At 69.0% G+C, this 20,098-nt stretch carries 15 protein-coding genes; 8 read left to right on the top strand and 7 right to left on the bottom strand.

Annotated elements, in window-relative coordinates:
• Positions 1 to 44: 44 nt before the first annotated feature.
• Positions 45 to 1,325, bottom strand: coding sequence for a PQQ-dependent sugar dehydrogenase (locus H597_RS30050; RefSeq protein ID WP_083940985.1), 1,281 nt, complete (start codon positions 1,323 to 1,325; stop codon positions 45 to 47).
• A 180-nt stretch (positions 1,326 to 1,505) separates the two neighbouring features.
• Positions 1,506 to 3,125 carry a M28 family peptidase gene (locus H597_RS0106920; protein WP_028101486.1) on the bottom strand — a complete coding sequence of 540 codons (1,620 nt, stop codon included), beginning with the start codon at positions 3,123 to 3,125 and terminating at the stop codon, positions 1,506 to 1,508.
• 44 nt (positions 3,126 to 3,169) lie between these two features.
• Here H597_RS0106920 and H597_RS0106915 point away from each other — a divergent pair, with 44 nt between their 5' ends.
• The 7 genes from H597_RS0106915 to H597_RS0106885 all read left to right on the top strand — a co-directional run bounded on the left by H597_RS0106915 (position 3,170) and on the right by H597_RS0106885 (position 9,522).
• Positions 3,170 to 3,979: an SDR family oxidoreductase gene (locus tag H597_RS0106915; protein ID WP_028101485.1), complete on the top strand. Its 810-nt coding sequence runs from the start codon at positions 3,170 to 3,172 to the stop codon at positions 3,977 to 3,979.
• 161 nt (positions 3,980 to 4,140) lie between these two features.
• A complete protein-coding gene (locus tag H597_RS0106910) occupies positions 4,141 to 6,306 on the top strand; it encodes a DEAD/DEAH box helicase (RefSeq protein WP_028101484.1) in 2,166 nt (721 codons plus the stop codon).
• Between the two features lie 163 nt (positions 6,307 to 6,469).
• Entirely contained in the window at positions 6,470 to 7,009 is a 540-nt protein-coding gene (locus H597_RS30045) for a hypothetical protein (protein ID WP_051293600.1), read from the top strand.
• 49 nt (positions 7,010 to 7,058) lie between these two features.
• Positions 7,059 to 7,976 carry an alpha/beta hydrolase family protein gene (locus tag H597_RS0106900; RefSeq protein ID WP_083940984.1) on the top strand — a complete coding sequence of 306 codons (918 nt, stop codon included), beginning with the start codon at positions 7,059 to 7,061 and terminating at the stop codon, positions 7,974 to 7,976.
• On the top strand, positions 7,977 to 8,423 hold the full coding sequence (locus H597_RS0106895; RefSeq protein WP_028101482.1) for an AAA family ATPase: 447 nt from the start codon (positions 7,977 to 7,979) through the stop codon (positions 8,421 to 8,423).
• The gene (locus H597_RS0106890; protein ID WP_028101481.1) at positions 8,413 to 9,174 is read left to right on the top strand and encodes a tRNA(His) guanylyltransferase Thg1 family protein; all 762 of its coding nucleotides are present in this window, start codon (positions 8,413 to 8,415) and stop codon (positions 9,172 to 9,174) included. Before H597_RS0106895 ends, H597_RS0106890 begins: the two co-directional genes overlap by 11 nt.
• Positions 9,175 to 9,210: 36 nt before the next feature.
• Positions 9,211 to 9,522 (top strand): hypothetical protein, encoded by a 312-nt coding sequence (locus H597_RS0106885; RefSeq protein ID WP_154668000.1) that lies wholly within the window; start codon positions 9,211 to 9,213, stop codon positions 9,520 to 9,522.
• Between the two features lie 133 nt (positions 9,523 to 9,655).
• Here H597_RS0106885 and H597_RS0106880 read toward each other — a convergent pair whose 3' ends face one another.
• Positions 9,656 to 9,976, bottom strand: coding sequence for a nucleotide pyrophosphohydrolase (locus H597_RS0106880; RefSeq protein WP_028101479.1), 321 nt, complete (start codon positions 9,974 to 9,976; stop codon positions 9,656 to 9,658).
• Positions 9,973 to 10,422 (bottom strand): GNAT family N-acetyltransferase, encoded by a 450-nt coding sequence (locus H597_RS0106875; RefSeq protein ID WP_028101478.1) that lies wholly within the window; start codon positions 10,420 to 10,422, stop codon positions 9,973 to 9,975. Before H597_RS0106875 ends, H597_RS0106880 begins: the two co-directional genes overlap by 4 nt.
• A gap of 71 nt (positions 10,423 to 10,493) precedes the next feature.
• Between H597_RS0106875 and pepN the strand changes: the two genes are divergently transcribed.
• Positions 10,494 to 13,154: an aminopeptidase N gene (pepN, locus tag H597_RS0106870; RefSeq protein WP_028101477.1), complete on the top strand. Its 2,661-nt coding sequence runs from the start codon at positions 10,494 to 10,496 to the stop codon at positions 13,152 to 13,154.
• Here the strand turns inward: pepN and H597_RS0106865 are convergent.
• From H597_RS0106865 to H597_RS30040, 3 genes are all read right to left on the bottom strand, one after another.
• The gene (locus H597_RS0106865; protein WP_028101476.1) at positions 13,151 to 15,022 is read right to left on the bottom strand and encodes a putative bifunctional diguanylate cyclase/phosphodiesterase; all 1,872 of its coding nucleotides are present in this window, start codon (positions 15,020 to 15,022) and stop codon (positions 13,151 to 13,153) included. The two genes, pepN and H597_RS0106865, sit on opposite strands and share 4 nt — an antisense overlap.
• Positions 15,023 to 15,157: 135 nt before the next feature.
• On the bottom strand, positions 15,158 to 18,100 hold the full coding sequence (locus tag H597_RS0106860) for a sensor histidine kinase (RefSeq protein WP_028101475.1): 2,943 nt from the start codon (positions 18,098 to 18,100) through the stop codon (positions 15,158 to 15,160).
• 184 nt (positions 18,101 to 18,284) lie between these two features.
• Positions 18,285 to 20,069, bottom strand: a complete 1,785-nt coding sequence (locus H597_RS30040) for a tetratricopeptide repeat protein (RefSeq protein ID WP_154667999.1) — start codon at positions 20,067 to 20,069, stop codon at positions 18,285 to 18,287.
• Positions 20,070 to 20,098: the final 29 nt, after the last annotated feature.

Below are 20,098 nucleotides of genomic sequence, written 5' to 3'. Positions count from 1 at the left end.
GCGGGTGGGAAAGCGTCCATTGTAGCGGGCCCGCCCGCCGGCGCCTATTTGCGCACGATCTGGTACACCTTGCCGCCTTCGCTCAGCATGTACAGCTCGCCGGCCGCATCCTGGCCGAAGCCGGGCACCTTGCCGATGTCGCCCACCGCCCAGTCCTTGGTTTCGCTCAGGGCGCCATTGGCGTACAGGAAGCTCTTCAGGAAACCCTTGCAGTAGTCCGAATACAGGTAGCGCCCGGCCAGCTCGGGCAGCGCCGCGCCGCGGTAGACGAAGCCGCCCGTGATCGAGCAGCCGTTGGCGTTGGCGGCGCCGTGCAGGTAGTCGACGACCGGCAGGGTCAGGCCCTGGGTGGAACAGTTGCCGCCGTTGAAGCAGCCGCTGCCCTCCATCAGGTTCCAGCCATAGTTGGCGGCCTTGAGCGCGGCCGGCACCACATTGACTTCCTCGCGCACCTCCTGGCCGACGTCGGCGAGATACAGGGCGGCGCCGGCGGCGTCGAAGGCGAAGCGCCAGGGATTGCGCAGGCCGTAGGCCCAGATCTCGCCGCGCTTGCCGGGCTGGCCGACAAAGGGATTGTCGGCCGGGATGTTGTACAGCGGCGGCTGCGGGTCGTCCACCTTCAGGCGCAGCAGCTTGCCCAGCAGCGAGCCGAGGTTTTGCGCGTTGCCGTTCGGGTCGCCGGCCCCGCCGCCGTCGCCGGTGCCGGCATACAGGTAGCCGTCGGCGCCGAAGGCCAGCATGCCGCCGTAGTGGTTGGTATAGCCGGGGTGGGGGATGGTGATCACGCGCTTGAGCGAATTGGCGTCGGCCAGGTCGGCGCTGGCGGCCGAGGCCCGGCCTTCGTCGATGGCGATATTGCCGAACTTGTCGGTGTAGTAGATGTAGAACTTGCCGTTGGCCGCATAGCCGGGATGGAAGGCCAGCGACAGCAGGCCGCCCTCGCCGTCCGTGCTGATCAGGCCGGTCAGGTCGAGGAAGGGCGCGCTGCGCAGGCTGCCGTCCGCGGCCAGGATGCGGAGGCGGCCGGCCCGCTCGACGATGAAGCGGCGCGCATCGCCGGGCGGGGCGTTCAGCAACACCGGCTGCGCCAGCCCGCTGGCCACTTCGCGCAGGGCCAGGACCAGCGGCGCCGCCGGGGTCGGCACGGGCGTTTCCGGCTGCGTGACCGGCGCGCTGCCGCCGCCACCGCCGCCACCGCAGGCGGCCAGGGTGGCGGCCAGGGTGGCGGCCAAGGCGGTGGCCAAGACAGTGGCGGCCAGGGAGGCGGCCGGGGACACAGCGGCGGCCGCAGACGCGGGCCGGGAATTCAGGTCATCAGCCATCATTTCCTCCGTAGGGTCAGAAGGTCGAGCTTACGAGCCCACGGCCGGGGCATCTGTGCGGGAACGCACGCACTGGGCGGCGCCCAGGCGGGGCCGGCAATGGCCAGCTGCCGCGGCGCCAGGGCGCGCGCGGCAGGCCCGGGCAGCGCCGCGACCGTCCAGGCCGCTGGCGGGCGGCGCCGCCTAGCGCGCTACCTGGCCGAACGGCTCGCCCGCGCGCCAGCGCGGCATGGCGCGGCCGTTGGCCAGGGCATAGCCCAGGTTGAGGGTGAACTGGGCCTGCTGCAGCATGCCGGCCAAGTCCCAGGCCGCGTGGTAAGTGTCGCGCGGGGTGTGGTAGTCGCCCTTGAAGGCGGCGATCTGCGCGGCGGCGGCCTCCTGCGCCTGGACGAATGCGAAGTGGCCGTCGCCGGAGAACACGGCCGCACCGACATTGAAGGCCGGTACGCCGGCGCGCGCGAACTGGACGTGGTCGGCGCGGAAGTAGGCGCCCGACAGGTCGGGCACGGCCGGCGCCAGCGTCAGGCCCATCTGCCGCGCCACCTTGGCGGCGCTGGCGTACAGGGTGCTGCGCTCGGCGCCGGCGACGCCGATATCGCGCGTGCGGCCGGCGAAATTCATGGAATCGAGATTGAGGTCGGCCAGCGTGTCCTTGAGCGGGAAGGCCGGCTGGGCCACATAGGCGGCGGCGCCGTGCATGCCCACTTCCTCGGCGGCCGTCCACAGGAAGACCTGGGCGCGGCGCGCCGGCCGGCGCACGGCGGCGCTGGCCATGGCCAGCAGGGCGGCGCTGCCGGAAGCGTTGTCGATGGCGCCGTTGAAGATGCGCGGCGCGCCGCCGGCCGGGTCGTCGGCCCGGCCCAGGTGGTCCCAGTGGGCCGAATACACGAGGGCCTGGTGCTGCAGCCGCGGGTCGCTGCCGGGCACGATGCCGACCACGTTGAACTGCTCGAGCTGGCGCACATGTGAGTGCAGCTCGGCGCGCGCGCCGATGTTCAGCGCCAGCGGGCGGAAGTCGCGCCGCTCGGCGGCCGCGCGCAGCGCGTCCAGCGACCAGCCGGCCTCCTGCAGCAGCAGGCGGGCGTAGTCTTCCGACAGCCAGCCTTCGAGCTGGTTGCCGGCGCCGCGCGCATGGAAGCGCTCCAGCGCGAAGCTGGTGGCCGGCACGTGCCAGCCGTAGGCGGCCGAGGCGTCCGTGTGGATCAGCAGGGCGCCGGCGGCGCCGCGCCGCGCCGCCTGCTCGAACTTGTAGGTCCAGCGCCCGTAATAGGTGTAGGCCTGGCCGGCGAAGCGCTGCGGCTCGTCGGCGGTGGGCGGCGGGTCGTTGACCAGCATCAGCAGGAGCTTGCCGCGCACGTCGGCGTCCTTGTAGTCGTCCCAGCGCTCCTCGGGCGCGCTGACGCCGTAGCCGACAAACAGCAGCGGCGCCTCCAGCACCAGCTCCGGGCGGCCGCTGGCCGTGCCGATCAGCACATCCTGGCCCAGGCGCGGCGCCAGCGTGGCCGGGCCGGCGCTAAAGCGGATCGAACTGCCGGGCAGCAGGCGCGTGCCCTGGAAGGTGACCGGCTGGCGGTACTGGCCGTTGGCCAGCGGCTGCAGGCCGAGGGCGGCGGCCTGGGTTTCCAGGTAGCGCACGGCCAGCTCGCCGCCGCGCTGGCCGGTGCCGCGCCCCTCCAGCAGGTCGTCGGCCAGGAAGGCCAGGTGGGCGCGCAGCGGCGCCTCCTGGACGGCGGGGGCTTGCTGCGCGCTGGCGCAGGCGGCCGCCAGCAGCAGGGCGGCGGCGATCGGGGACGTGGTTTGCATGGCGGCGATCTTACTCCATAATGGGGCGCACAAAGGAGAGGCCAATGGAAGTGATCATCATCACCGGCGCGTCGGACGGCATCGGCGCGGAAATGGCGCGCCAGCTGGCGCGCGCGCGCGGCAACGCGGTGGCGCTGGTGCTGGCCGCGCGCAACGAGGCGGCGCTGCAGGCGGTGGCGGCCGACTGCGCGGCGGCCGGGGCGGCCACCCTGGTGGTGCCGACCGACGTGGCGCAGCAGGCGCAGTGCCGGGCGCTGGTGGCGGCGGCGCTGCAGCGCTTCGGCCGCATCGACAGCCTGGTCAACAACGCCGGGCGTTCGGCGCACGCGCTGTTCGAGGAGGTGGCGGACCTGGGCTGGTACGAGGAGCTGATGAAAGTCAACCTGTGGGGCGCGATCTGGTGCACCCACGCCGCGCTGCCGCACCTGAAAGCGGCGCGCGGGCGCATCGTGGCGGTGTCCTCGCTGGCCGGGCTGGTGGGGGTGCCGGGGCGCACCGCCTACGGCGCCAGCAAGTTCGCCATGGCCGGCTTTTTCGAGGCGCTGCGGGCCGAGCTCAAGCCGCATGGGGTGAGCGTCACCACCGCCTACCCGGGCGTGGTCGATACCCGCATCCGCCACCGCGGCTACAACGCGGCGGGCGGAGAGCTGGGCAAGAGCAGCCTGCGCGAGGAGGGGGCGATGCCGGTGGCCGACTGCGCGCGCCTGATCCTGGGCGCCATGCGGGCGCGCCGGCGCGAGGTGGTGATGACGGCCAAGGGACGCCTGGGGCGCTGGCTCAAGTTGCTGGCGCCGGGGCTGATCGAGAAAATCGCCATGAAAGCGCTGAAGGAGGAGGCCCGGCCGCACGCCTGAAAGCGGGAAGGCGGTGTCCGACCTGCGGGGGCAGACAGCGCGGCGCGACCGCCGCCGGCCCGGCTGATCGGCTGGTTTACCGGCTGAAGGTGCGCCAAAGCGGTAAAATAGCGGCTTCCGTCGCATCAAGGCGATACAACAATAACCTTACGAGTGCCGCCATGTCTGACACCCTGTTTACCGATTTGAACCTCAGCGCCCCCATTTTGAAGGCGCTGAAAGAAGTGGGCTACGAGAGCCCGTCCCCGATCCAGGCTTCCACCATCCCCCATTTGCTGGCCAACCGCGACGTGCTGGGCACCGCGCAGACCGGCACCGGCAAGACCGCCGCCTTTGCCCTGCCGATCCTGTCGCGCATCGACATCAAGCAGATGGCGCCGCAGGCGCTGGTGCTGGCGCCGACGCGCGAGCTGGCGATCCAAGTGGCCGAGGCCTTCCAGCGCTACGCCGCCCATATCCCGAAATTCCATGTGCTGCCGATCTACGGCGGCCAGTCCTACGGCCCGCAGCTGCAAGCGCTGCGCCGCGGCGTGCACGTGGTGGTGGGCACCCCGGGCCGCGTCATCGACCACCTGGAAAAAGGCTCGCTCGACCTGTCGCAGCTGAAAACCCTGGTGCTGGACGAGGCCGACGAGATGCTGCGCATGGGCTTCATCGAAGACGTCGAGCGCATCCTGCAAGAGACGCCCAAGACGCGCCAGACCGCGCTGTTCTCGGCCACCATGCCGGCCCAGGTGAAACGCATCGCCACCACCTACCTGAACGACCCGGCCGAAGTGCTGGTGGCGGCCAAGACCACCACCAACACGAATATCCGCCAGCGCTACTGGCTGGTGTCCGGCATGCACAAGCTCGATGCGCTGACCCGCATCCTGGAAGCGGAGCCGTTCGACGGCATGATCATCTTCTCGCGCACCAAGATCGGCACTGAAGAATTGGCCGAGCGATTGCAGGCGCGCGGCTTCTCGGCCGGCGCCATCAACGGCGACATGCAGCAGGCGGCGCGCGAACGCATGATCAGCCAGCTCAAGGACGGCAAGATCGACATCCTGGTCGCCACCGACGTGGCGGCGCGCGGCCTGGACGTGGAGCGCATCAGCCACGTGGTCAACTACGACGTGCCGTACGACCCGGAAAGCTACACCCACCGTATCGGCCGCACCGGCCGCGCCGGCCGCAGCGGCGAAGCGATCCTGTTCATCACGCCGCGCGAGCGCAACCTGCTGAAGCTGATCGAGCGCACCACGCGCCAGCCGGTCACGCCGATGACGCTGCCGACCTTGCAGGCCGTCAACGACGTGCGGGTGCAGCGTTTCAAGGACCAGATCACCGACGCCCTGGCGCAGGAAGGCCTGGCCTTCTACGAAACGCTGGTCAGCGAATACGAGGCCGAGCACAATATCCCGGCCGTGGAAATCGCCGCCGCACTGGCGCTGATGGCCAGCGGCGGCAAGCCGCTGCTGCTCGACAAGTCGCGCGAGAAGGGCTGGCATGAAGACGGCGCGCCGCGCCAGGAACGCGAAGGCCGCGAACCACGTGAACCGCGCGAAGCGCGTGAGCCACGTGAGCCGCGCGAGCCGCGTCCGAAGAAGGAGCGCATCGAGCGCGAGGCCGAGCCGGGCAAGGCGACCTACCGCGTGGAAGTGGGTTACCAGCACGGCGTCAAACCGGGCAATATCGTGGGCGCCATCGCCAACGAGGGCGGCATCGATTCCAAGTTCATCGGCCGTATCGAGATCTACGACGATTACTCCCTGCTCGACATGCCGGACGACCTGGCGCCGGACGCCCTGGAAGTCTTGGCCGCCCTGCGCGTCGCCGGCCAGCCGCTGCGCCTGCACCGCGATGGCGAAAGCGCACCGCCGGCGCCGGCCGCCAAGCCGCCGCGCGCCGCCAAGCCGGAACGCGCCGCCAAGCCGGAACACGACGCGCTGCCGCTGTCGGCGCGCGATGACGACGACGAGCCGATGTTCGAGGAAGCGCCCAAGCGCAAGAAGAAAGACCGCGACAACGGCGCCGCACCGATGCCGATGCGCGCCTACCGCGTCGAAGTGGGGGCGCAGGACGGTGTCAATGCGGGCAACCTGGTTGGCGCCATCGCCAACGAAAGCGGCCTCGAGTCGCGCTTCATCGGCCGTATCGAGATCCTGGGCGACCATGCCTTCGTCGAAATGCCCGATGGTATGCCGGACGATATCTTCAAGCACTTGCGCAAGGTATGGGTTGGCGGCAAGCAGCTGAATATGTCGCTGGCCGACGCCATGCCGCCGATGTCCGGCAAACACACGCCGCCAAGGAAACCGCTGCCCGGCAAGAAGGGCAAGTAAACCGCCGCTGCCCCTCGCGGAAATTTTCTGAAAAGGGGAACTAGAACGTTCTGATTTGGTCTGAAACAGTCTGGAATTTGCTTTTTGGCCCCAATTTTCCTAGGCCTAAGCGATTCCAGACGTTTTCAGACGATTCCAGATCATTCTAGAAAGGGAAAATAGTATGTTTTCTCGAGCGTCCCTGGCGGTTTCCCCCGACACCCTGTCCTCCCTACTACTTTACCTGCGCACGCACCGCAGGCTCGACGAGCTCGACGAGATCGCCGACCAAGCGGTGCTCGCCTGGCTCGACAAAGCAAAAGCGGACGGTTTCCGTCATCGCGCGGCGACCGTGCACGGCTATCGCTGGAAGAACCTTTTCCTGCCCGACGGCACGCGGCTGCGTTCAGACAATTATTCGGAATGTCGCTACGCTGTCGTCGACGGCGATGTGGTCATCTTTAACGGCCAGGCGGTTTCGCCCAACCGGTTCAATACCCTGGCCCCGGGCATGGTACGCAATGCCTGGCGCGACATCTACCTGCTTTTCCCCGGCGAACGCAAATGGAAGCGAGCAATCGATTGCCGCCGAGAATTGGCCGCGGCCGCGCCCAAGCCTTTCCCTCAGCCACCTTCGCCCGCCGCCTTGCCTAGCATGCAGCCTTGGAGCGGCAACGAGCGCCGCCAAGGCTACCGCCGCAGCGAAGATTTGTTGCTGGATTAGCCAGCCCCGCGCTATCCTGCTGGCTATTCCAGACAGCGCAGGGAACACCATGCACAAACTGATCCGCCATTCCCTGTGCGCCGCCGCCGGCGCCGCCGCCGTGGCCGCCGCGGCCGCGCCGCCCGACGCCGTCGTGCGCCAGCCGCTGGCGCTGGACGGCTACCTGGCGCTGAGCGGCCCCGCCCCCGGCAAGCGCATTGCCTACGGCGCTGCGCCCAGCCAGTTCGTCGAACTGTTCACGCCCGCCGGGCCGGGCCCGCACCCGGTCGTGGTCTTGATCCACGGCGGCTGCTGGACGGTGCAATTCGGCGGCATCGGGCAGATGCGCAATATGGCCGGCGCGCTGACCGCGCAAGGCATCGCCGTGTGGAACGTGGAATACCGGCGCTACGACGAGCCGGGCGGCGGCTATCCCGGCATGTACCAGGACGTCGCTAGCGCCGTCGACTTGTTGCGGCAGGAGGCGGCCAGCAGTGCGCTGGATCTGGAGCGCATCGTGGCGGTCGGCCATTCCGCCGGCGGCCACCTTGCGCAGTGGGCCGTCTCGCGCCACAAGCTGCCCGCATGGAGCCCCGCCTGGGTGCCGCAGCCGCTGAAGATCGGGACCGTGATCAGCCTGGGCGGCTTGGCCGATCTGCGCAACGAAGCGGCCCTGATCCGCCGCACCTGCGATCGGGAAACCGCGCAGATTGCCGGCACGCCGAGCGCCCTGCGGCCCGATGTCTTCTCCGACACGTCCCCGGCCGAAATGCTGCCGGCCGGCGTGCGCACCATCCTGATCCACGGCGAGCATGACGACATCTCGCCCACCGTGACGGGCGAGAACTACGCGCGCCGCGCGCGGGCCGCCGGCGACGCCGCCGAAGTGCTGGTACTGCCCGGCGGCAGCCATTACGATGAAGTCTCGGCCGATTCGAAATCCTGGGTCATCGTCGGCGCCCAGATCAGGAAGGCGCTCGGCATCTGAATGGAGGCAGTCATCTTCGTCGGCATCCAGGCTTCGGGCAAGTCGACCTTCTACAAGGAGCACTTCTTCAATTCCCACGTGCGCATCAGCAACGACCTGCTGAAGACAAAGCACCGGGAGCAGCGCATGTTCGAACTTTGCTTCGACACCGGCATGCCGCTGGTGATCGATAACACCAATGCCGGCAGGGAGGTGCGCGCGCGCTACGTCAAGCTGCTGCGCGAGCACGGCTACCGGATCCGGTGCTTCTACTTCCGCAGCGACCTGGAACGCAGCCTGCAGTGGAACCGGCAGCGCCAGGGCCGGGAATGCATCCCCGATGTCGGCATCTTCGCCACGCATAAGCGCCTGGAGATCCCCGGCATGGATGAAGGTTTTGATGAATTGCTGTACGTCGACTGGGTCGATGGCCAGCGTATTGTGAAAGCATGGAATCATGAAGTTTGATGAACTCGACGCGTCGATGCGCGTGTACGAAACCGCGCATGACCATTGCGTGCTGCCCGGGATCTACATGGTGGCGCGGATTGACGGCCGCAGTTTCACCCGGCTGACCAAGGAGAGCGCCGGTTTCGACGCGCCGTTCGACGTGCGTTTCCGCGACCTGATGGTCGACACCACCCGGCACCTGATGAACTGCGGCTTCAAGGTCGTTTACGGCTATACCGAGAGCGACGAGATTTCCCTGCTGTTCGACGCGGACATCGACGTCTTCGGCCGCAAGACCCGCAAATACAATTCCATCCTGGCCGGCGAGGCATCGGCCAAATTCAGCCTGATGCTGGGCGCATTGGCCGCCTTCGATTGCCGCATCTCTGAGCTGCCCAGCAAGCGCCTGGTGGTCGACTACTTCAGGTGGCGCAACGAGGACGCCCACCGCAATGCCATGAACGCGCACTGCTACTGGATGCTGCGCAAGGAAGGCGCGACCCCGGACAGCGCCGCCGCCGCCATCGCCGGCAAGTCGCTGGCCGACAAGAATGAACTGCTGTTTAGCCGCGGCATTAATTTCAACGCGCTGCCGAACTGGCAGAAGCGCGGCGTCGGCCTGTATTGGGGCCTGGAGGAGAAGGTCGGCTTCAACCCGAAGGACAATGTCGCCGTCGTCTCGCAGCGGCGCGCCATCGTCACCGACATGGAGCTGCCGATGCGCGACGCGTACAGCGCCTTCGTCGGCCAATTCCTGAACGGCGCTTGAAGCGGGGGCGGGATGCGGCAAGACCTGCTTGAAAAAATGGAAGACCTCCTCCATGACGGGGCCATGAATTACGCGGTCTTCCTGCGCACTTACTCGATCGCCGGCGGTAGCGGCGATTCCGTGGACGACATCGCAACGAAGTTGATCGGGCGCGCGGTGGCCACCGAACAGTTGCGCGCGGCCTCGCCGCGCGACCTCGAGACCCACCTGCGCCATTGCCTGGGCTATACCGGCGACCACGGCGCCGGTCCGGAAGCGGGGATTACGCGCTTCGTCCCATTTCTCGCCTTGCTGGACGAGATTTGCAGGGATGCGGCGGCGGCAAGCATGCGGGCCATCGCCCTGTAGTCCTTCCGCTTCAGGACGGGCCATCCTGCCTATCCGGTGTGCTGGGATTTCGCCTATGCCTTCATCCCTGCAGACGGCTGGGATCTGCTGGTCTGCTCGACCTCGGACTGAACGCTACGGCGCGCAGCCTGCCTCAGCCCTTTGAGGGCGGATATTTGACGGCATTTAGCTGGATTTTCTCCAGCGCCGCCGCGTGCAGGTCGACTTCGAGCTGGTCGGCCAGCTGCACCAGGTAGAGCAGCACGTCGGCCAGCTCGTGGCGGATGGCGGCCTGCTGGCCCGGCGCCAGTTCGGCGGCGCGGCCGCTGGGCAGCCACTGGAAATGCTCGGCCAGTTCCGCCACTTCCACCGACAGCGCCATCGCCAGGTTCTTCGGCGTGTGGTACGGCGCCCAGTCGCGCGCGGCGGCGAAGGCGCGCGTGCGCTGGCGCAGATCGTGCAGGGCGTCCGTCATGCCGCCTTCTCCATGAAGACGCTCAAGGGATCGGCGCCATAGTCGCCATACGGTCCGCGCACGCGGTAGCCCAGGCGCTGATACAAGCCGATGGCAGCCGCCTGCGCCGGTCCGGTCTCCAGCATGAACTGGCGGCAGCCGCGCGCCTGCGCTTGCGTTTCCAGCAGGCCTAGCAGGCGCTGCGCCACGCCCTGGCCGCGCGCGTCCGGGTGCACGAACATGCGTTTGACTTCGCCGTACTGCGGCGTCAGCAGCATGGCGCCGCAGCCCACCGCCGCACCCTGCGCATTGCGCGCCACGGCGAACAGCACGTTGGGCTGGAGCAGCGCTTGCATGTCGAGCGCATACACGCTCTCCGGCGGATACAGCGACAGCTGGTAGGCGTCCAGCTGGTCGATCAGGGCCACGACGTCGGGCTGGTTGGGGGTCTCGAGTTGGATGTCCATGTCGGAATGGTATCATCCTCCGCGCCACCTGACCGGGGCCGGTCCGGGGCGAGACATGTACAAGGATAACCATGACATTGCTAGTTCCTCACGCCATTGCATTGGCAGTCAGCGCCCTCGTCGCCACCAGCGGCATCGCGGCCGATCACAGCGCCGCCACCGCGCGCGCGGAAAACGCCTACCTGAGCCAGGCCGACGCCGCCGCCCGTTCGGCGCGCGTGTCCAATGTGGCCTATGTGCTGGACTTCACCCTGAGCGGCCAGGAAACCTTCCGCAACACCACCAGCGTCAGCTTCGACCTGCAGGACAACGCCCAGCCCCTGACCCTGGACCTGGACCAGGCCAGCATCAAGCGCCTGGTGGTCAATGGCAAGACGATCGCTGCACCGCAATACAACAACTGGTTCATCACCCTGGCCGCCGCCGACCTGCAGGCGGGCCGCAACACGGTGACGGTTGAATTCGAGCGCAAGCACAGCACCAATGGCGAGGGCCTGCACCGCATGGTCGATCCGGTCGATGGCCGCGTGTATACCTATTCCCATTTCGAGCCCGCCGCCGCGCACCAGATGTTCGCGCTGTTCGACCAGCCGGACCTGAAGGCCACCTACCAGGTCAATGTGACCGCCCCTGCCGACTGGACCGTGGTGTCCACCACCCGCGAAAGCCAGGTGGAAGCGGTGGCGGGCGCGCCGGTCAAGCGCTGGACCTTCCCGGCATCGAAGGTCTTGAGCCCCTACAACTTCTCGCTGCACGCCGGCCCGTACAAAGTGTGGGAAGACAACACGTCCGCCAAGTACCCGATGCGCCTGTTCGCGCGCCAGTCGGTGGCCGACCAGGTCGACGCCGCCGCATGGTTCACCTACACGGCGCAGGGCCTGGCCTGGTTCGACGGCTACTTCGGCGTGCCTTACCAGTACGGCAAATACGACCAGCTGCTGGTGCCGGACTTCCTGTACGGCGCCATGGAGAACGCCGGCGCCGTGACCTTCGCCGAACGTGCCTTCCTGCACAAGGAAAGCATGACGGGCGAGGAAAAGCACGAACTGGCCAGCGTGATCATGCACGAAATGGCGCACCAGTGGTTCGGCGACCTGGTCACCATGCAGTGGTGGAACGGCCTGTGGCTGAACGAGAGCTTCGCGTCCTTCATGGGCACCCTGGCCACCGCCGAAGCCACCGAATTCAAGGACTCGGCCTGGCAGTACTTCTACGCGCAAGGCAAAGCGGGCGCCTATGTGCAGGACCAGCGCGTCACCACCCACCCGATCGAAACCCCGGTGCCGTCGACCGCCAACGCTTTCGACAATATCGACGCCATCACGTATGCGAAGGGCGCCTCCACCCTGAAGCAGCTGCGCCACCTGCTGGGCGAAGAGACCTTCCGCCAGGGCGTGCACAACTACCTGGTCCAGTACCAGTTCAAGAACGCCAAGCTGGACGACTTCATCGGCAGCCTGGCCGCGGCGGCCGGCCGCGACCTGGGCCAGTGGACCCAGGACTGGCTGTACCAGCCGGGCGTGAACACCATCACCGCCAACTACCGCTGCAAGGCCGGCAAGATCGCCGCCTTCAGCCTGCAGCAGAGCGCGGTGGCGCAATTCCCCACCCTGCGCGAGCAGCGCGTGCAGCTGGCCCTGATGCAGAAGAAGGGCCCGCAGCTGCGGGTGGCCAAGGTGCTGCCGGTGACCTACAAGGGCGCCAGCACCGAGGTGGCGGAACTGCAGGGCGCCGCCTGCCCCGACCTGGTCTACCCGAACTACCAGGACTGGGGCTTCGTGAAAGCCAAGCTCGATGCGCGCTCCGCCGCCACCGCGCGCAAGGACGTCAGCAAGGTGGCCGACAAGCTGCTGCGCACCATGCTGTGGCATAGCATGTGGGACAATGTGCGCGACGGCGACCTGCCGCTCAACGAGTTCCTCGACACCGTGCTGGCCAATGCGCCGGCGGAAAACGATTACGTGCTGCTGGGCGATGTGCTGGGCAAGACGCAGGGCGCGCTGAAATACCTGCGCACCATGTCGGCCGACGCCCCGTACACCCGCGCCAGCGCGGAGCGCATCGCCAGCATGGCCTGGGCGCGCACCAACGCCACCACGGGCGACTTCCAGCGCCGCTGGTTCAACACCTATCTGGCGGCGGCCGGCAGCCCGGCATCGCTGGCGCGCCTGGGCGCCCTGCTGGACGGGCGCAGCCAGGTCAAGGGCCTGACCCTGGGCCAGGAACTGCGCTGGGACATCATCGCCGTCTTGAACCGTTATGCGGCGCCGGGCGCCCAGGCGCGCATCGCGGCCGAACAGGCGCGCGACAAGTCCGATAGCGGCGAACTGGCGGCCGTGGCGGCCCAGGTGGCGCGTCCGGAGGCGCAGGTCAAGCAGGAATGGCTGGCCAAGATCGGCGACCAGCAAAGCAAGCTGCCGTTCTCGCGCCTGCGCACCGCGATGCACGGCCTGTACCCGTCGAGCCAGGTGGCGCTGAACGAGCAGAGCGCCGCCGCGCGCCTGGCGCAGTTGCCCCTGCTGGACAAGTCCGCCGGTCCGGTCTTCATGCGCGATTACGCCGGCGCCATGATCCCGGCCACCTGCACCGCCGCCAGCGTGCAGCGCCTGGCCGAGGCGGCCGCCGCCTATCCCGAGCTGAGCGCCGGCACCCGCCGCGCCCTGCTGGTGGCGCACCAGGAAGACCAGCGCTGCCTGGCGATCCGCAAGGCGCTGACCGTGCCGTTCGGCTAAGGCGGGCGGGCGGCGCGGTGCGGCTGCAGCGCCGCCTGCGCCGTCAGCAGGTCCAGCAGCGCCGCCAGCGGCGCCGGCCGGCCCAGCAGGTAGCCTTGCAGCGCATGGCAGCCGTGCGCCGCCAGGAAGTCGGCCTGGGCCTGCGTTTCCACCCCTTCCGCCACCACCCGCAAGCCCATCTGGCTGGCCATGGCCAGGATGGTTTGCACGATCACCATGTCGCTCGGGTTGTCCGGCATGTCCAGGATGAAGCTGCGGTCGATCTTCAGCTCGTACAGCGGCATGCGCTTCAGGTAGGCCAGGCTGGAATAGCCGGTGCCGAAATCGTCGATGGAAAAGCGCACCCCGAGCGCCGCCAGCTCCTGCATGCGCGCCACGATGTCCTCGAGCCGGTCCACCAGCAAGCCTTCCGTCACTTCCAGGATCAGCAGCGCCGGCGCGACGCCGTGCGCCTGCAGCAGGGCGCGCACCTGCGCCACGAAGTCGCTCTGGCTGAACTGGCGCGGGCTGACATTGACCGACAGCGGCAGCGCCAGGCCCAGCGCCGCCATGCGCTGCTGCGCCAGGCAGGCTTGCCGCAGCGCCCACAGGCCGAGCGGCACGATCAGGTCCGCTTCCTCGGCCAGCGGGATGAAGATGGCCGGCGCCACCATGGCGCCGTCGGCGCGCTGCCAGCGCGCCAGCAGCTCGGCGCCGTGCAGCCGGCCCTGGCAGTCGAACTGCGGCTGGAACGCCGCGTGCAGGCGCTCCTCGGCGATGGCCTGCGCCAGTTCGCGCTCCAAGGTCAGGCGCCGTTCCACCTCGGCCTGCATGGCCGCTTCAAAGAAGGCCACGCCGTCGCGCCCGGCATGCTTGGCGCGGTACATCGCCGTGTCGGCTTCGCGCAGCAGGTCGTCGGCGTGGCGCCCGTAGCGCGGCAGCAGGGTCACGCCGATGCTGGCCGAGCAGCCGTAGCGCTGGCCGTCGATTTCCGCCTCCTGCCCCAGCGCCTGGCGGATCTTCTCGGCCACCCCTTGCGCCGCGGCGCCGGCCGCCGCCAGGTCGGGCGCCAGGTGCGCCAGCAGCACCACGAATTCGTCGCCGCCGATGCGCGCCACGGTGTCGCTCTTGCGCACCAGCGCCGCCAGGCGTCCGGCGGCCAGGCGCAGCAGGTGGTCGCCGGTGGCGTGGCCGCGCGCATCGTTGATGGTCTTGAAGCGGTCCAGGTCGACGAACATGACGGCGCTGAACAGCTGCTGGCGCGCCGAGCTGGCCAGCAGGCTGCCCAGCCGGTCCAGCAGCAGGCGCCGGTTCGGCAAGCCGGTCAAGGGGTCGTAGAAGGCCAGTTGCTCGCCCTCGGCCAGCGAGCGCGCCAGGTGGCGCAGCAGCACGCCGCAGCTCAAGGTCAGGATGCCGGCGATGAACAGGTAATTGAGCGCCACGATGGCCGCGCGCAGCACGGCGTCGTCGGCCGGGCCGGCGGCCGGCGGCGCCGGCGCGTAGCCGGTCAGGACGATGGCCACGGCGCCGGCCAGCAGCAGCCAGATGGCCGGCTGCAGTCCCACCAGCAGGGCCGCCAGGCAGGGCACGGCCAGCAGGTAGGTGTGGGCCACCGGCCCCACCTGCAGCATCAGGGCCACCCCGACCGCGAAGGCGATCAGCAGGAACTGCATGGCGCGCGCCCGCAAGGACAGCCGCTGTTGCAGGCGCCACAGGGCCGTCAGCCAGGACAGCGCGATGGCGTCGACCACCACCACGCCCCACAGCCCCTCGCGCAGCGATTGCAGCATGCTGGGAATGGCGGTGGCCAGGCCCAGCACCAGCACGATCTGCACCAGTCGGGCAAAGATCATTTCGCGCCAGTGGGTGATCTGGTCGGGGGCTGCCATGGGCTCGTTTCCTTGCTCTTGGGAACCTTCATGGTACGCCCAATGGACCGCCCTGTCACCGCTGCCGGCCGCGGCACGCGGCGCTGGCGTCACAGCGTGGCCAGCGCCGCGCCCGGCCGCCCGGGCGCCGCCCGCTCAGGCATACGCCTGCCGGGCCGGAATCGACAGGCGCACCGCGACGCCGCCCTGCGCGCCGGCCGCGATGTCGAACTGGCCGCCCAGGCGGACGATGCGCTCGCGCATGCCGGGAATGCCCCAATGGCCTGGCTTGCCGTGCCGGGCGATGGCGCCATCCATGCCCGCGCCATCATCGCTGGCCTCGGCCAGCAAGGCGTCGTCCTCGAACGTCAGGCGCACGGCGATCTGCCGGGCGCCGGAATGGAGCACGCTATTGAGCACGGCTTCGCGCAGCACGCTGGACAGTTCGGCGCAGCAGTCCGCGCGCAGGTAGCGCGGCTGGCCCGACACCGTAAAGCTCAGGCGCTGCTCGGCGCCGGCGCCGGCGCCGGCCTGCGCGGCCGCGTGGCGCAGCGCCGCGAATAATTCGTCGGCGTCCTGCGGCCGGCGCAATGCCATCACCTCGTCGCGCGTGCTGGCCACCAGCGTTTCGGCGTAATCGAGCGCGCTGCCCACCATCTGCTGCAACTCCGGCTGCTGCGCCAGCTTCTGCTCCACCAAATGGAAACGCAGCAGCAGCGCCTGCACCGCCTGCAGCAGGTTGTCGTGCAGCGAGCGCGCAATGCGGCTGCGTTCCTGCAGCGTTGCATCGAGGCGCAGGATGGCGTGGTGGGCGGCGCGCTGTTCGATCACCGCGACGCGCCAGCGGTACAGCAGGACGGACAGGGCCAGCGCGGCCAGCGCGCCCAGGGTCCGGAACCAGTCGGTCTGCCAAAACGCGGGCGGGATGGCGAACGTGAGCTGGGCGCCGTCGTGATTCCAGGCGCCGTCCTCGTTGGCGGCCCTGACCTGGAAGCGGTAATGGCCGGGCGCCAGGTTGGTGTATTGCGCGCGCCGTTCCAGGCCGGCGTCGCGCCAGTCGCGGTCCACGCCCGACAGCCGGAATTGCATGCGTACCCGTTCCGGGATCGACAGGGCCGTTGCCGTGAAGGCCAGCTCGATGGCGCTGGTCTGCTGCGGCAGTACCAGCTGGTCGACCGGCGCATAGTCCTTTTCCGGCGTGCGCAGCGTCTGCAGCAGCACGTTCGGCGGACGGAGATTGCGGCTGATGCCGGCGGGATCGATCCAGCCCACTTGCGAAACGGTGGCGTAATACAGCCGTCCGCCCACCTGCGCCAGCGAGGGCAGGGGCCGTCCGCCCGCCGCGACGCCGCCGACGCCGTCTTCGAAGTTGAACAGCTCCGCCTGCAGCGGCAGCGCGGGCGTTTTCCAGAACTGCGCCAGCGCCGCCGCGTCGAAGCGGTGCAGCCCGTCGTTGCTATGGACCCACAGGCTGCCCTGGCCGTCGAGCACCATGCCGCTGACGTGCTGGAAGCGCTCGGCATGTTCCGGCCGCAGCGCATGCGCCTGGCCGCCGTCGATCCAGGCGGCGCCGAGATCGCCGCCCACCAGCAGCTTGCCGCCGATGTCCAGCAGGCACAGGACATTGCCCACCTGCAGGCCGGCGCTGGCCGGCAGCGGGTGCGCCTGGCCGGCGGCCAGTTCGACCAGCCGCCCGCCGGCGAAGCCCAGCCATGTCTTGCCCCGGGCGTCGGTCAGCATGGCCACCGGCACCGGATCGACCACGCCGCGCAGGCGCTCGTCCTGCTGCCATTGGCCGTGGGCGAAGCGCCACAAGCCGTTGCGCACAATGGACACCAGCAGGCCGCCGTCGGCCTCCGCCGCCAGGGCCTGGATTTCCCCCTCTTTTCCCGCTTGCGCCGGCAAGGCCCAGCGGCGCTGCGTGCCGCCGTGGAATTCCCACAGGGCGTTGCCGCCGACCCAGACATGGTCGGCGGCGGTGCGCAACAGGGCGTTGAAATTGCGGATCTCGGTGGCCTCGGTGGTGCCGTCGGGTTTGCGCCGCAGCAGCGGCGTATTGATCGCCCCGAACCAGAGTTCGTCGCCCAGACCGCGCTGCGCCAGCCAGAAGAAGGTGTTCAACTGCGTGTCCAGCCGATGGAAGCGGTGGCGCCGCAAGCGTTCGACGCCGCTCGGCGTGAGCAGCCAGAGATTGTCTTCGCGGTCGATGGTGGAACGGCTGATGACTTCCTCCCGTCCCGATCCGCTGGCGAACAGTTCCACCGCCCGCAGCACGCCGTCCTCGCCGGGCGCCAGCCGCACCAGGCCGTCGCCGCGATAGGCCCATTGCGTGCCGTGCGGGCCCTTGATCGGTACGTTCTTGTACAGCTCCGGGTGGTCAAGCCGCTCCGGCGGCGGCGTCGCGACGATGTCGAGCCGCTGGATGTCTTTGCCGGCGGGCTTGGCATACAGGCCGTCGGTGCGGATGGTGGTCCTTGAATCGGGTGGCACCGGCACTGGCACGAAGTCTTCGCGTCCGATGGGACGCACGAAGTAGTCCTTGCCGATGAAGGCCCACAGCCGGCCGGATTGGTCGATCTTGACCCAGTTGGCCCGTCCCTGGGGCAGCGAAGACTGGCCTTCCGGCTGCCATTTGCCATCGCGCAGGACCGCCAGGCCGCTGCTGGTGGCGCAATGCATCACCCCATCCTTGCCCACTGCGATGTCCATGACGGACCCGCGCGGAAAGTCGCGCCCGGGCACGTAGTGGGTGACCGAACCGGGCATGAAGATGCTTAAGCCGCCAAAGTAATAGCCGACCGCGAGCCCGCCTTGCACCTTGCGCGCAATGGAGATGTTGGACGACGACAGCGCATGGCCGTACACCTTATCCACGCGCCGGAAGCGCAGCCCGTCAAAGCTGTGCAATCCCGATGGCCCGGCAAACCACAACATGCCATCGTCGGTCTGGGTCACGGTCATGGCAAACTGCGGCGCACCGTCCGCCTGCGACCAGCGCCGCCGCTCGAAACTTTGTCCATCCGGGTGCACTTCCTGCGCCCGCGCCGTTAGCGCTAACAGCCCACCCAGCAGCAGCGCCGCCCAGCGTTTGTTCCTCATGCTTGTACCTGGATTGTGAGAGTGGGGCGTATGTTACTTGGAAACCCGGGCGCGCGTAGGCCGACGGCCTGCCGCGCGCCGGCTCAGGCAAACCAGGGGCCCCGGTCCGTGCTGGGGGACCGGGCCAAAGGCGGAATCAAAGACGGAATCAAAGGCGGAATCAAAGGCGGAATCAAAGGCGGAATCAAAGACGTGACAGCGCCGGGCCCGCGTTCGGGCCCAGCCAGGTGGCGGCAAGGCGCTTGCGGGCCGCCGCCGCCGCGGCCTTGTCGCCGCGCTTGTCGTACACCTCGGCCAGGCCGCGCAGGGCCCAGCCGTTGCTGGGGGTCTTGGCGAACGAGGCGCGGAACGCCGCTTCCGCCTCATCGAGCTTGCCCGCTTTCAGCAGCGCCGCGCCCAGCGACTGGCGCACCGGATAGTACCAGTAGGGCGGCTCGATATACGGCAGTTTGTCCTGCGCCGCCACCGCTTCCGTGAAGCTGGCGATGGCGGCCGGCAGATCGCCCTTGGCTTCGGCCAGCTTGCCGGCCGCCACCAGGCGCGCGGTGCGCACGATATCGGCGCCCGGCACGCCCCGTTCGTCGAGCGGCTTGAAGTCGGCCTTCTGTTCGATGGCGGCGATGCTGTCCACTTCGCGCTGGCCCTCGGCCCACAGGCCCTTGCGCGCGAACCCGACGGAGCGCGCGTAATGCCACATGGCGCGCAGCAGCACGAATTCCTCGGCCGGTGCGGGCAGGGCCACCAGGGTGTCCGGGCTGCTGAACTGCACATGGGCGAAGTAGGGGGCGGCGCGCACCGGCTGCAGGGGCGGGATGGCGCGCAGCAGCTCCGGGCTGAGCGCCTGTTCCAGCCGCTGCGTCGCCTGCAGCGTCGCCTTGCCGTCCCCGCCCATCAGCGCCGACACCATGGCGAAGTGGATGTTGTGCGGGTAGTAGGCGCCCTTGTACACGGCGTCGCTGGCGGCGCTGCGGAAGTATTTTTCATCGACCGCCATGGCGTCGATATTCGCTTGCAGCGCATCCTTGTACAGGCCGGCGCGGTAGTAGATGTGCGAGGGCATGTGCACGATATGGCCGGCGCCGGGGATCTGCCGGGCCAGCTGGCGCGCATAGGGCAGGGCCTTGTCCGGGTGGCTCGAGGCTTCCACGGCGTGGATGTAGTAGTGGATGGCGCCCGGGTGGCTCGGGTTGCGCTCCAGCACGCGCTCCAGCGCGTCCACCAGTTCCTGCGTGCGTCCTTTCGGGCTGGCGCCGCCGGCTTCCCAGTAATTCCATGGCGACAGGTCCATCAGCGACTCCGCGAACAGCACCTGGACCGTGTCGTCGTTGGGGAAGCTGTGCGCGGCCTCGGTCATGGCGGCGGCGTAGGCCTGGTCCAGGGCCGCGCGGTCGGCGGGCGGCTGGGCGGCATAGCGTTGCTGGACGGCGCGCACCAGGGCTTGCTCCACCGGGCTGGCGCTGGCGGCCGCGGCGGCGGCCCGTTCCGCGGCGGCAAAGGCGGGCGCCACCGCTTCCGGGAACATCGGCGCATTGATATTCGGTCCCAGCACCAGGGCCTCGCCCCAGTGGCACATGGCGCATTGCGGGTCGGCCTGCTGCGCGGCGCGGAAGGCGCGCGCGGCTTCGGCGTGGTTGAAGGAAAACAGCAGGCGCAGCCCCTGGTCGAAATAGGCCTGGGCGCGCGGGCTGCGCGTACTGACCGCCAGGTGCAGTTTGCCGAGGTCCTTGTACAGCGGCGGCGGCCCCGCTTCGCCGGGCTGGCGCGATTGCAGGGCCGCTTTGAATGGCGCGGTTTCCGCCTGCGCCGCCATGGCCTGCAGCAGCGGCCGCCCGGTGCCGGGACTGGCGCACAGGGCGCCATCGAGCAGCGGGTCAAAGGCCGGTGCGCGCACGGCTTGCGAAGGACCGGTACTGAACATGGCCGCCAGCATGGTGCCGGCGGCGGCGCTGCGTTTGACCCGGGTGTGCATTGTTGTTCTCCTCAGGATGGCATTGCCTC

The organism is Pseudoduganella violaceinigra DSM 15887 (assembly GCF_000425385.1).
GTDB classification, from domain to species: domain Bacteria; phylum Pseudomonadota; class Gammaproteobacteria; order Burkholderiales; family Burkholderiaceae_D; genus Rugamonas; species Rugamonas violaceinigra.
The sequence above is the reverse complement of the archived record's forward strand: the minus strand, read 5'-3'. Positions and strand labels throughout refer to the sequence as shown.